Here is a 13,050-nt window from a genome sequence, read left to right on the forward strand (position 1 = left end):
CCACCACCCGATGCCCGCGACGAACACGATCAGCTCCGCGACGAGGATTCCGACGACCATTCCGATCACCGTCTCCAGCACCCGGCGCGGTCGGGCGTCCCTCACGAGACCGAGGCTCGAGACCGTGACGGTGGCCGCCAGCAGGGGCGCCGCGTGACCGAGCACGTAATGGGCGAACGAGAACGCCGCGGTCGCTGCGATCACGATCTGCGCGATCGCAGGAGCCGACACGATGACGCGGTCGATGCCGACACGCGGATGCCAGCGGGAACGCCACCCGGTCGGGATGGCGGCGGTCTGCGCAGCCGTGTTCCCGGGGCGTTCCGAGGGCGGCGGCGCGGACGTCACCGTGCTCAGCGGCGCCGGGAGAGCCGCGGCATCCGCGGGATCGATGCGGTGCGCCCAGCGTCGGGCGGAACGATGACCTCCTGCGCCGCCGCGATGCGCCCCTCGTCCACCGCGACCGTCAGATCAGCCTCGACCGGAACCGTGCGCTTGACGTATGCAAGCGCGATCGGCCCCTCCTCGAAGTGGCGTGCGACGGAGGTCACCGCGCCGACCACCTCGTCGCCGAGGAAGACCTCGGCGCCCCCCACCGGCAGGTCGGCGTCGCTGCCATCCAGCTGCAGCGCGACGAGCCGGCGCGGCGGATGACCGAGGTTGTGCACCTTCGCGACGGTCTCCTGGCCGCGGTAGCAGCCCTTGTCCAGGTGCACCGCCGTACGCAGCCAGTCGGCCTCGTGCGGCAGCGCCCGTCCGTCGGCCTCGGTCGCGGCGCGAGGACGCCAGGCGGCGACGCGGACGGCATCGACGGCCATCCATCCGGCGACGGGCTGATCACCGGATGCCGCGGCCTCGGCGAGGCGGGACGCCGCATCGACCGGCACGATCGCCTCCGCCCAGTCGTACGACTCCCCCGGGTGCGGGTCGGCGGGGGCGTATCCCCACCCGCCGGTGCCGACCGCAGGCCACGGGTCGTCCCAGATCGCGAGCGCGTCGAGCGCAGCAACCGCTTGCGCGGTGCCGCCGATGACGCGCACCTCCTCCGAGAGGTCCTGCGGCTCTACCCGCAACCGGAACCGCATGCGACTGAGCCACGTCACGAGCGCCGCGGAGCGGGACCGATCGACGATCAGCCACGTGCGCTCACCGTCGTCCACGACTCCCGCGGCGTGTTCGACGTGGCCCTGCGGGTCGAGCACGAGCAGCTCGGTGCTGGTTCCCGGTGCGAGCGCCGTGAGCGCCTGCGAGGTGATGGAATCCAGCCAGCTGAGGCGGTCGACGCCGTCGACCGCGAGCACGACCCGGTCTTCGAGGGGCGCGAGTGCGCGTCCGGCGATGAGATCACGCTGCTCACGCGCGGGCGCGGCCACATGCGCCAGCCCACGCTCGTCGACGACGGCACCGGGAACGATGGCGAAGGGGCTGGCGGTGGGCTCAGACGGACGCAGGTCGGACATGCTCACTCGGCCCGCGCCAGTCGCGCCGACGCGTGCGAACCGAGTTCGCCGCCGAGCGCGGCGATGTCCCATGCCCAGAGCAGATGACCGTCGACGAGGCCGTACATCCGGGTCGCCGCGGTGTAGACCTTCGCACTCGCGGGGCGCACCACGGCATCCGTCGCCAGGTCGATGCGCGGACCGCGCACCTGCCCCACGTAGAGCTCGCTGATGCCGTCGGAGTGGACGATGGCGACCTCGAGATCGAAGCCGCCCTCCGCATTGCGAAGAGCCTCGACGTCGTCGGCCGTGCGCGAGGCGTCGCGTACCGCCGACGGCGGCAGCAGTGCCGGGCCGGCGTCGGCCTGCTCGAGCGGGCGAGCGAGGCGCCAGTACCCGGTCTCGGCCACGAGAGGGGTGCGGGACTCGTCATCGGCGACGAACCAGGCGTTCGCCGCGTAGTTGACGTAGTCGCCGCCGTCATGGCTGAAGCTCACCCGATGGGCGAACTCGCCGCGGAAGGCGACACCGTCGGCCTCATAGTCGATGACGCCGGTGCCTTCCCAGACGCCGAGCAGCCACGAGAGCGGAACGAGATCGGCCGGCAGGTCGGTCGGCAGGTCGATCATGCCGATCAGCGCTGGCCGCGGTAGAGGTTCTTGATCACGACACCCGACACGAAGACGATCGCGAGCGAGGCGAGCGCGAGCAACCCGACGAAGAAGAGTTCGAGCGCGAGCAGGTCCATGTCCTCACTCTACCGTCACGCGAACATGCTGGAGAGTCCGAGACCGAGCCCGATCAGGCCCATCACCACGAACGCACCGAGAGTGCTCAGCGCCACCCGACGCACGAAGCCCTGCGAGTGTCCCTGCACCAGTTGCACGACGAAGGCGAGGATGAGGCAGGCGGCCATGCCCACCGGCATCCATGCGGCGCGCCACTCGCCCGGAGCGACGACGCCGATCACGATCGCGATCACCGCGCCGGCGGCCCAGACTCCGACGATGCCGCCGTACTCGGCGCGGGGCGCCAATCCAGGAAGCGTCATCCTCCCATTGTCACTGACGCGCGCACTCCGCGCACGTCGGCCGAGCCACCCGCGCACGGCGCCTGTGCGAGCGGGTTCTAAGATGGGGGCACGGTTCGGGGGCATCCGAACCGGAAGGGACCCCCATTGGCTCAGCTTCTCGTCTTGAGTTCCGCCCCGGGCGGGGGCCCCGTCCTGCCTGCGCTCGAGCTGCTCAGCCATCGCGTCCGGCAGATTCCCGCCGAGCCGGCCCAGCTCGTGAACGCGCCGAGCTCGGATGTCATCTTCGTCGACGCCCGCGCCGACCTGGTCGGGGCGAAGTCGCTGTGCAAGATCCTCAACACGACGGGCCTGGACGCACCGCTGGTGCTCGTCGTGACCGAGGGGGGCCTCACCGCGGTGTCGACGGACTGGGGCATCGACGACGTGATCCTCGTCGGTGCCGGCCCCGCCGAGGTCGACGCGCGCATCCGGCTGGCGGTCGGACGCCAATCCGCATCCCAGGTCTCCAGCCGCATTCAGACCTCCGGTATCACGATCGATGAATCGTCCTACTCGGCCAAGGTGCACGGCAAGCCTCTGGATCTCACCTACAAGGAGTTCCAGCTGCTCCACTTCTTCGCGACGCATCCGTCGCGTGTGTTCACGCGAGAGCAGCTGCTGAGCGAGGTGTGGGGTTACGACTACTTCGGCGGCACGAGGACGGTCGACGTGCACGTGCGACGCCTGCGCGCCAAGCTCGGTGACCTCGAGCAGCTCATCGGCACCGTGCGCAACGTGGGGTACCGGTTCAACGTGTACGAGGACGACCAGATCCCGACCTCCCGCGAGGCGAGCCAGGCGTGATGACGACTGTCGGGCCGGGCGGCGACGACGCGGTTAACGCGGCGGTCACCTGGCACTGACATGATGAGGGAATGATCGACACCGACGTTCTGGACACCGGGCTGGGCGACGAGGACGACGACGACTTCGACGAGATGGTCGAAGCCGGCGACGCCCAGCTTCCCGAGCACCGCTACATGGACCGCGAGCTCAGCTGGCTCGCGTTCAACCAGCGGGTGCTGGAGCTCGCGGAAGACCCGTCGTTGCCGGTCCTCGAGCGCGCCAACTTCCTCGCGATCTTCGCCAGCAACCTCGACGAGTTCTTCATGGTGCGCGTGGCCGGTCTGAAGCGCCGTATCGTCACCGGTCTCGCCGTGCCGACGAACGTCGGTCGCGCCCCGCAGGACGTCTTGGCCGACATTTCGGATGCCGCCCACGCACTGCAGTTGCGCCAGGCCGGAGTCTGGCTCGACGTGGTCCAGCCGGCCCTGGCCGCGGCGGGCATCGAGGTGGTCTCCTGGGACGACCTGTCGGACGAGGACCGCGAGGATCTCTACGACTACTTCCAGTCGCAGGTGTTCCCGGTGCTCATGCCCCTCGCCGTCGACACGGCTCACCCCTTCCCCTACATCTCCGGTTTGTCGCTGAATCTCGCCATCCGCATCCGCAACGCGAAGACCGGGCGGCAGGAGTTCGCGCGCCTGAAGGTGCCGCCTATGCTCCCCCGGTTCGTCGCGCTGCCCGGCAAGCCCGGTCGGGCGCGCTACCTGCCGTTGGAGCAGCTGATCGCGAACCACCTCGGCGACCTGTTCCCGGGAATGGAGATCCTCGAGCATCACACGTTCCGCCTGACCCGCAACGAGGACGTGGTCATCGAGGAGGACGAGACCGAGAACCTCATCCAGGCCCTCGAAGCCGAGCTGCTGCGCCGCCGGTTCGGGCCGCCGATCCGCCTCGAGGTGACCGAGGACATGGACGATGTGACCCTCGACCTGCTGATCGCCGAGCTCGACATCACCGAGCAGGAGGTGTACCGTCTGCCCGGTCACCTCGACCTGCGCGGACTGTTCGACCTCGCCCGCATCGACCGGCCGGAGCTGCACTTCCCCGCGCACGTGCCGACGACGGCGCCGGCGTTCCAGCCCCTCGAGCAGAACGGCCGTGCCGACTTCTTCACCGCGATCCGCAAGGGCGACGTGCTCGTGCATCACCCGTACGAGTCGTTCACGACGAGCGTCGTGAGCTTCCTCGAGCAGGCCGCGCGCGACCCGCACGTGCTCGCCATCAAACAGACGCTCTACCGCACCTCGGGCGACAGCCCCATCGTCCAGGCGCTCATCGACGCCGCCGAGCGCGGCAAGCAGGTGCTCGCCCTCGTGGAGGTCAAGGCGCGCTTCGACGAAGCCGCGAACATCGTCTGGGCGCGCAAGCTCGAGAAGGCGGGCGTGCACGTCGTCTACGGCCTGGTGGGTCTGAAAACGCACTGCAAGTTGCTGCACGTGATCCGCGAGGAAGACGGCATGCTGCGCAGCTACAGCCACATCGGCACCGGCAATTACAACCCCAAGACCAGCCGCATCTACGAGGACTTCGGCCTGTTCACCGCCGACGAGCAGGTGGGCCGCGACCTCACACGCCTGTTCAACGAGCTCAGCGGCTACGCGATCGAGAAGAAGTTCAAGCGCCTGCTGGTGGCACCGTTGCACCTGCGCAAGGGGCTGCTGCGTCAGATCGAGAACGAGCGCCGCCACGCCCTGGAGGGCAAGCCGGCACACATCCGCATCAAGGTCAACTCGATGGTGGACGAGCAGATCATCGACGCCCTCTACCGGGCGAGCCAGGCCGGTGTCCGCGTCGACGTGTGGGTGCGCGGCATCTGCTCCTTGAAGGTCGGTCTGGCGGGCGTGAGCGACAACATCACCGTGCGCTCGATCCTGGGCCGCTACCTCGAGCACTCGCGGATCTTCGCCTTCGCCGGCGCCGGCGTTCCTCAGGTGTTCATCGGCAGCGCCGACATGATGCACCGCAACCTCGACCGCCGCGTCGAAGCGCTCGTGCGCGTGGTGGCGCCCGCGCAGATCAAGGAGCTCGTCGATCTGTTCGACCTCGCGATGAGCGACGAGACGAGCTCGTGGCACCTCGAGGACAGCGGCGAGTGGAAGCGCCACAGCACGAATGCCGACGGCAAGCCTCTCGTCGACCTGCAGGACCGCACGATGGCGCAGGTGCAGCGCCGACGTCGGGCTCGGGCGGTGCGATGACCGAGACTGCCGTCTACGCAGCCGGTGGCGTGGTGTGGCGCGTCGTCGACGGCAAACTCCGCGTCCTCGTGATCCACCGCACGGCCTACGCCGATGTGACGATCCCGAAGGGCAAGGTCGATCCCGGAGAGAGCCTGGCCGAGACCGCCGTGCGCGAGATCTTCGAGGAGACCGGCATCCAGGTGGCCCTCGGCATCCCCGTCGGCGTCTCGCGCTACCGGATGCCCAACAAGCGGCAGAAGATCGTCCACTACTGGTCGGCCGAGGCGACGGATGCCGCGATCCGCGCGTCCGCGTTCGTCCCCAACAAGGAGATCGCCGCGATCGAGTGGCTCTCGCCGCGCAAGGCGCTCGCCAAGCTGTCGTATCCGGTCGACGTGGAGATCATGGAGGAGTTCCTGCGCTACGTCGACGACGGCGTGCTGGCGACCTTCCCGATCGTGGTGCTGCGTCACGCGAAAGCGCTGGACCGGGCGGACTGGGACGGCACGGATGCCGCGCGACCGCTCACCACGCGCGGAGCGAAGCAGGCCGCCGCCGCCGTGGGACCGCTCCGGGCGTTCGGAGTGCGCAAGATCGTCTCGAGCGACGCGGTGCGTTGCGTGACGACCGTGACGCCGCTGGCCGCCGCCCTCGGCAAGAAGATCCATCGCACGAGCGCGCTCAGTCAGGACGCGTGGGAGGACGGGACATCGGATGTGCGCGCGGTGATCGGACGACGCGTGCGTTCCCGCAAACCCGCCGTGCTCTGCAGCCACGGTCCGGTGCTTCCCGGGATCATGGCGGAGCTGGCACTGGCAACGGGCACGCTCCACGGGTCGTATCTCGGCAGCGCCTCCGCGCTGGAGACGGGAGCCTTCTCGGTCGTACACCTGTCGGCCACGAACCCCGGCTCGGGCATCATCGCGATCGAGACGCACGAGCCGAAGCTGTAGACCGTGGAAGGGCTCCGCCTGGCGTGGGCGCCGGCCCCCGCCTCGCGCGACGGCCGACGGGCGGTGGCGTGGGGGCTGATCCGCGACCTTCTGCGCGCGGAAGCGGTGGCGGAGGTGCGACTGACGAACCCGTGTCCGCAGTGCGGCGGCCCGCATGGCCCGGTGCGGGTGGAGGATGCCGCGTGGCGAGCGGGGGTGACCTACGCCGGGCGTTTCGCTGTGGTCGGCGTTGTGCCGGGCGTCGGTGGGGGCTTCGCCATCGACGCGGAACCGCTCCACGACACGGTCCGCGAAGCCGCCGGCGGTGTTCCGGGTGGGGTGCGCCGGTGGGTGAGGGTCGAGGCCGCGCTGAAGGCCGTCGGCACGGGACTGCGGATCGATGCGGCATCCGTCGCGCTCGAGGAGTCTGCCGACGGGGCTCACTGGTTCGCCGATGTTCCCGGGGTGGCGACGACCGTTCACGGCGTGGATCTCGACGGCCCGCCGGGGATCCTCCTCTCTGCCGCAGTGGTCGACACAGTGGTCGACACGGTGCCGATGAGCGCCAGATGAGGCGGGGCTGCCGCTCTCGTGACCGCTACGGGCGCGGCAGCGGGGGCAGCTCGACGCGGTCGAGCCACGGCGTGAAGACGTCGTCGAGGTCGCGACCGGCGACGCGGGCGGCCAGCGCGCGGAAATCGTCGGTCGTCGCGAGGGCGTGCCGGTAGGTCGCCACCCATTCGTGCAGCACCCGTGTGAACACCGCAGTGCCGACAGCGCATCGCAGGGCATACAGGGTGAGGGCGCCGCGCTTGTAGACCCGGTCGTCGAACATCAGGTCCGGACCCGGGTCGGACAGCACGAGGTCCTGCGGCAGCGCCCGCAGACGAGCGTGGTGCTTCGCCGCCTTCTCGGCGACGCTCGCCGCGCCGGAGCGCTCGAACCAGAGCCACTCGGCGAAGCAGGCGAAGCCCTCGTTGAGCCAGATGTCCTGCCAGCGGCCGATGCCGACGCTGTTGCCGAACCACTGGTGGGCGAGCTCGTGCGCGATCAGCCGCTGCTCGTCGGGGACCAGATGGTTGCTGCCGAAGACCGCGAGCCCCTGAGCCTCGAGCGGGATCTCCAGCTCGTCCGGTGTCACGACAAGTGTGCAGGCTTCCTGCGGATACGGCCCGAAGGAGTCGTCGAACAGTGCCAGCATGCGCGGAACGTCGGCGAACGCCCGCGTCACGTCGCGGCGCAGTTCAGCCGGAGCGAACACCCGCACACCCTCGCCGCCTTCGAGCGCGGTCTGCTCGTAGGGGCCGACGTGCACCGCGACGAGGTACGTGGCCACGGGCACGGTCGACTCGGACGTCACCGTGACCCGACCGCCCGCCGTCGTCGTGCCGGTCGGGCGGCCGGTGAGGACCGGCAGGTACCCGGCATCCGTCGTCACCGACAGACGCATCGGCGCGCGTGCGTCGGGGCGGTCGTTGCAGGGTAACCACGTCGGAGCGCCGGTCGGCTGCGACGCCACCAGGGCGCCGTCCTCGAGCTCCTCCCACCCGATCGTGCCCCAGCGGGAACGACGCGGTGCGGGCGCGCCGGCATAGACGATCTCGATGGAGAACCGCTCCCCCGGCTGCAGCCGATGCGGCAGCGTGACCCGCAGCTTCCGCGGGCCCTGCGAGAACCGGGTGCGCCGATCGCCGTCGACCCGCACCCTCGTCGCACGCAGGCCCACGAGGTCGACACTCACGGCCGACACCGCGATGGCCGCCACGGCGTTGAGCGTCGCCCGCCCCTCGAGGCGGTTGGTGCGCACGCGATAGTCGATCTCCACGTCGTACGAGTCGACGTCGAACGAAGGATCGCCGCTTTCGGGCGCGTACGGGTCGTGCCCGCTCACGAGGTGGACTGGTAGGCGCGCACCTTGACCGCGTGCCAGGGGCCGATGGGGTTGCCGCTCCACCGCGAGCCGAGGGGAACCGTCTCGCCGCGCATCACGAGGGATGCCGGGCCCACGGTCGCGTGGGCGGCGATGCGGGCGGCGGGGAGGATGACACTGTGGGGGCCGAGCGTGGCTCCGGCCTCGAGTTCGACGGTGTCCATGCTCATGATTCGATCATGGAACAGGTGCGTCTGCACGACGCATCCCCGATTGACCGTCGATCCGTCGCCCAGGGTGACCAGATCGGGCTCCGGTAACCAGTAGCTGTCGCACCAGACGCCGCGACCGACGGTCGAACCCAGCGAACGCAGCCAGACCGCCAGCGCGGGAGTCCCCGCCGCCGCCCGGGCGAACCAGGGGGCTGCGACCATCTCGGTGAAGGTGTCGGAGACCTCGGTGCGCCAGACGAAGCTGGACCAGAGCGGCTGTTCGCCCGCGCGGATCGGACCGACGATCAGCCATTTCGCCGCGGTGGAGATCGCGGCGGCGACCGCGCCGGCGGCGAGCATGACGATTCCCGACAGCAGGATCGCGCCGCCGAGTCCGACGACGTCGATCAACGCGGCGAGCGTCACGACGACGACCAGGCCCAGCGCACACGTGACCACGACCGGCACGAATCGTCCGAGCTCCCACAGCGCCCGGGCGACGCGCAGGCGCACCGGCGGCTGATACGTGCGGGACTCGTCGCCTTCGGCGGAGCGGCGCCGGAGGCGCACGGCGGGTGATCCGAGCCACGATGAGCCCGGTTTGGCCTTGACCGGTGCCGCCGAGAGCACCGCGACGAGTCCGTCCCGCGGAACGCGGTGTCCGGGCGCCGCCATCCCGGAATTGCCGAGGAAGGCGCGCTTTCCGATGCGCACCGGCCCGAGGCGCATCCAGCCGCCGTGCAGCTCGTAGGAAGCCACCATGGTGTCGTCGGCGAGGAAGGCGCCGTCTTCGATGCGGGTCAGCGACGGAAGGAGCAGCACCGTGGAGGCTTCGACATCACGGCCGACCTGCGCGCCGAGCAGGCGCAGCCACACGGGAGTGAACAGACTCGAGTACAGCGGGAACAGGATCGTTCGCGCCGAGTCCAGCAGGCGCTCGATGGTCCACGCCTGCCAGCCGACCCGGCTGCGCACCGGATGCACGCCCTCGTTCAGCCCGATCGAGAGCAGGCGAACCGTCACGACGACGACACCGGCGAAGACGACGCCCGCGACCACGACGCCGGGAACGAGCCATGCCATCGCCCCGCCGAGCGCCTCGAGGAGCGAGGCCGCGCCGGCGATGCCGCGGGCAACGACGAGCGCGCCCGCGGCGAACGCCACCAGCGGCAGCAGCGCGAGGGCGAGCGCGGAGGCGGCGTACGCCCAGAGCCAGCGGGTGGGCGCGGGTGCCCGCTCGGCCGGCCACTTCGCGGACTTCCCGCCCACGCGGACCGCCGGCGAGCCGGCCCAGGTCTGGTCGGCGCGCACCCGTCCGAAGACGGCGGAGCCGGGCGCGATCTCGGCGCGGCGGCCGATGCGGGTGCCGGGAGCGAGCGTGCTGCGCGAGCCCACGGTGGCGCCGGCGCCGATGCGGATGGCGCCGATACGGACGACATCACCGTCGATCCAGTACCCCGACAGATCCACCTCGGGTTCGATCGCGGCACCGTCTCCGATCTCGAGCATGCCGGTGATGGGCGGCAGCGCATGCAGGTCGACACCGGTGCCGATGCGGGCGCCGAGGGCACGGGCGTAGTAGCTGACCCACGGCGCTCCGGCCAGCCCCACGGCATCCACCTGGTCGGCGATCTGCTCTGCCAACCACAGCCGGATGTGCACCCAGCCGCCGCGCGGATAGTCGCCCGGTCGCACGCCCCTCAACAGCAGTCGGGCGGATGCCGCCGCGATCGCCATGCGCCCGAACGGCGTCGCGAACACGAGCAGTCCGATGGCAAGAAGGGGAAGTGGTGCTTCGGGCAGCACGTCGAACCCGGGGAAGAGCCGCAGGACGGCGGATGCCGTGAGCAGGTAGAGCATCCACCGGATGCCGGAGAGGATGAACAGCGGCACCGCGAGCAGCGTCTGCGCCCACTGGGCCCGTCGCGGCGTCGGCTCCGGACGGTGGAATGTGGCAGGGGCATCCTCCTGCAGACCGGTGCCGAGGGCTTTGGCCATCGCCCCCAGTCGCGGCACGTCGTAGATGTCGGCGACGGAGAACTCGGGCACGCGCGTGCGGATCCGGGACACGAGCTGCGCCGCGGCGAGTGACCCGCCGCCGAGATCGAAGAAGTCGGTCTTGCGGTCGACGACCGGCATGCCGAGTACCGCGTGCCACTGCTGGGCGAGCCACGCCTCCCCCGGTGAGAGATCGGATGCCGGAAGCTCCACGTTCGGCAGCGGCCACGGCAGGGCGGCGCGGTCGACCTTGCCCGACGTTCGCACGGGTAGCTCGTCGACCACGGCCAGCAGCGGCACCATGGGAGCCGGCAGACGCGCCGCCAGATCCGCCCGCGCCGCGAGACGGTCGAAGTCTGCAGGCGCCGCGAGGTAGCCGACGAGAACGGGCACCCCCGCCTCGGTGGTGCGCACGGCGGCCGCGGCGCCGGTGACGCCGGGCAGATCCTGCAGGGCGGCCTCCACCTCACCGAGTTCGATGCGTCGTCCGCCGACCTTCACCTGATCGTCGGCGCGGCCCTGGAAGACGAGGCCTTCGGACTCGAAACGGACGAGGTCGCCCGAACGATAGGCGCGGTCCCAGCCGAGTGTCGGGAAGGGGGCGTACTTCTCGGCATCCTTCGCCGGGTCGAGGTAGCGCGCGAGACCCACGCCGCCGATGATCAGCTCGCCGACGCCTCCCTCGCCGACGAGCTGTCCGTCGCCATCGACCACCGCAAGCGTCCACCCGTCCAGCGGAAGGCCGATGCGCACCGGCACCGACCCGTCGAGCGGAGCCGCGCACGCCACGACCGTCGCTTCGGTGGGGCCGTACGTGTTCCACACCTCGCGTCCCTCGGCGACCAGGCGAGCGGCGAGCTCGGGCGGGCACGCCTCGCCGCCGAAGATGAGCAGGCGCACATTCTCGATGGACTCCGCCGGCCACATCGCGGCCAGGGTGGGCACCGTAGAGACAACCGTGATGCCCTGGCGCAGCAGCCATGGTGCGAGATCCTCGCCGGAGCGCACGAGCGATCGTGGGGCCGGGACGAGACACGCACCGTGACGCCAGGCGAGCCACATCTCCTCGCACGAGGCGTCGAAGGCGACCGACAGCCCGGCGAGCACACGGTCGTCGGGACCCAGCAGCGCGTGGGGAACGAACAGTCGGGCCTCGGCATCGACGAAGGCGGCCGCCGCGCGGTGAGTGACCGCAACGCCCTTGGGCACCCCCGTCGAGCCGGACGTGAAGATGATCCAGGCGTCGTCATCGACGTTCGGCGGAGGCACCGCCACGATCGCCTGTGTCGCGGGGTGCGGCGCCTCGCCGTCGAACAGTCCCTTGTTCAGGACGGCTTCTCCGGATGCCGGAGCGTACGTGCCCGTCCCGGTGATGACGCCGCGCACGGCCGCTTCCCCGAACACGAGCTGTGCGCGTTCGTCGGGGTCGTCCGCGTCAACGGGCACGTACGCCGCGCCGGCGGCGAGGATGCCGAGGATCGCGATGTACAGCTCCTTCGACCCCGACGGCATCCGCACCCCGATGCGATCACCGCGTCGGACGCCCGCCTCGTGCAGGCGCGCCGCCGTGGCGCCGACCCGCGCCAACAGCTCGCGGTAGCTCAGCGCGCCCGATCCGTCGTCGATCGCGGAGGCTTCGGGAAACGCGCGCGCCGTGGCGCGCAGCACGTCCAGCAGGGTGCGGGCCGGGGCCGCGGCATCCGCGCGACCGAGGACCGCTCGAGGTGAATCGTCCACGTCAGGAGAGCAAGTCGATCAGCTGAGCTTTCGTCAGGCGTGAGTAGCCTGTCCGACCCGTGGCGCGCGCTCGTTCGCGCAGCTGTGCGACGGTGAGCGCGGTCAGGTCCGCATCGTCGGCCGCGGACTGCGGCGCGGCGTTGTCCGTGGGAACGGCGAGCTCGGCGGCGAGCGCCTCGTCGGCCGCACGCGCGTCGAGCTCAGCACGAGCGGCGGCGGCCTCCGCACGGCGCGCGGCCTTCTTGAGGGCCTTCGCCTCCGCGACCTCGGCCGCGGCGCGCGCAGCGGACGCCTCCGCCTCCTGCGCCGCACGGCGCGCCTCGGCTCGCAGCCGCGCCTTGCGATCGGCGGCGGCGACGGCCTTCGCGACGGCGCGTTCCAGGCGCCGCACCGCGCGTTCCGCGTGCTTCGTCACCGTGCGGGGCTTCCGACGCAGCTTCTTCTTCGACACATCGGCGGCGTCGCGTGCCTCCTCGATGTACTCCTCGAGCCCGGCCGCCAGCCTCTTCGGGAGGTTCTTGGCCGTCTTGGCCGCCGTCTTGGCCGCCGCGGAAGCGTCGGTGATGGCATCGCGCGCGGCGCGTTCGCTCTTGCTCGTCGTACCCATGGCCGACATCGTAGGCGTGTCACGTTAACCAACGGGGAACCGATGCCCCTGCGGCCCGAGTTCCGCACGCGATCGCTCGCGATCGTTAACCTCTCGTTCACCTCTGCACCGCCGGCCGGTAAGAGTCGCTGTCTAGCGTCGGGACGTGCCCTGCACC

General features: G+C 70.7%; 11 protein-coding genes. 4 read left to right on the forward strand and 7 right to left on the reverse strand.

The features are described from left to right. From BGN98_RS04045 to BGN98_RS04060, 4 genes are all read right to left on the reverse strand, one after another. Positions 1-348, reverse strand: a 348-nt coding sequence (locus BGN98_RS04045) for an aromatic acid exporter family protein (protein ID WP_502687809.1), incomplete at its 3' end; no start/stop codon positions are given. Positions 349-353: 5 nt separating this feature from the next. Continuing rightward, positions 354-1,460, reverse strand: coding sequence for a CAF17-like 4Fe-4S cluster assembly/insertion protein YgfZ (ygfZ, locus tag BGN98_RS04050; RefSeq protein WP_288119743.1), 1,107 nt, complete (start codon positions 1,458-1,460; stop codon positions 354-356). A 2-nt stretch (positions 1,461-1,462) separates the two neighbouring features. Continuing rightward, positions 1,463-2,068 (reverse strand): nitrobindin family protein, encoded by a 606-nt coding sequence (locus BGN98_RS04055; RefSeq protein WP_016464487.1) that lies wholly within the window; start codon positions 2,066-2,068, stop codon positions 1,463-1,465. 134 nt (positions 2,069-2,202) lie between these two features. After that, positions 2,203-2,490, reverse strand: coding sequence for a hypothetical protein (locus tag BGN98_RS04060; RefSeq protein ID WP_005051143.1), 288 nt, complete (start codon positions 2,488-2,490; stop codon positions 2,203-2,205). 126 nt (positions 2,491-2,616) lie between these two features. Here BGN98_RS04060 and BGN98_RS04065 point away from each other — a divergent pair, with 126 nt between their 5' ends. The 4 genes from BGN98_RS04065 to BGN98_RS04080 all read left to right on the forward strand — a co-directional run bounded on the left by BGN98_RS04065 (position 2,617) and on the right by BGN98_RS04080 (position 7,042). Next, positions 2,617-3,315, forward strand: coding sequence for a response regulator transcription factor (locus BGN98_RS04065; protein ID WP_005051145.1), 699 nt, complete (start codon positions 2,617-2,619; stop codon positions 3,313-3,315). A 71-nt stretch (positions 3,316-3,386) separates the two neighbouring features. Further along, a complete protein-coding gene (locus tag BGN98_RS04070; protein WP_288119734.1) occupies positions 3,387-5,555 on the forward strand; it encodes an RNA degradosome polyphosphate kinase in 2,169 nt (722 codons plus the stop codon). Next, positions 5,552-6,490: an NUDIX hydrolase gene (locus BGN98_RS04075; RefSeq protein WP_016464484.1), complete on the forward strand. Its 939-nt coding sequence runs from the start codon at positions 5,552-5,554 to the stop codon at positions 6,488-6,490. The genes BGN98_RS04070 and BGN98_RS04075 overlap by 4 nt, the downstream gene beginning before the upstream one ends. Before the next feature lie 3 nt (positions 6,491-6,493). Continuing rightward, positions 6,494-7,042 carry a chemotaxis protein CheY gene (locus BGN98_RS04080; protein ID WP_288119736.1) on the forward strand — a complete coding sequence of 183 codons (549 nt, stop codon included), beginning with the start codon at positions 6,494-6,496 and terminating at the stop codon, positions 7,040-7,042. 25 nt (positions 7,043-7,067) lie between these two features. On the opposite strand, the gene BGN98_RS04085 is transcribed toward BGN98_RS04080, so the two are convergent. From BGN98_RS04085 to BGN98_RS04095, 3 genes are read right to left on the reverse strand one after another with little or no spacing between them, the layout of a single operon-like run. After that, positions 7,068-8,360 (reverse strand): M1 family metallopeptidase, encoded by a 1,293-nt coding sequence (locus BGN98_RS04085; RefSeq protein ID WP_288119738.1) that lies wholly within the window; start codon positions 8,358-8,360, stop codon positions 7,068-7,070. Then, a complete protein-coding gene (locus tag BGN98_RS04090) occupies positions 8,357-12,286 on the reverse strand; it encodes a Pls/PosA family non-ribosomal peptide synthetase (protein ID WP_288119740.1) in 3,930 nt (1,309 codons plus the stop codon). Before BGN98_RS04090 ends, BGN98_RS04085 begins: the two co-directional genes overlap by 4 nt. 1 nt (position 12,287) lies before the next feature. Further along, positions 12,288-12,893: a hypothetical protein gene (locus BGN98_RS04095; RefSeq protein WP_231860825.1), complete on the reverse strand. Its 606-nt coding sequence runs from the start codon at positions 12,891-12,893 to the stop codon at positions 12,288-12,290. Positions 12,894-13,050: the final 157 nt, after the last annotated feature.

This window comes from Microbacterium sp. 69-7 (assembly GCF_001897985.1).
GTDB classification, from domain to species: domain Bacteria; phylum Actinomycetota; class Actinomycetes; order Actinomycetales; family Microbacteriaceae; genus Microbacterium; species Microbacterium laevaniformans.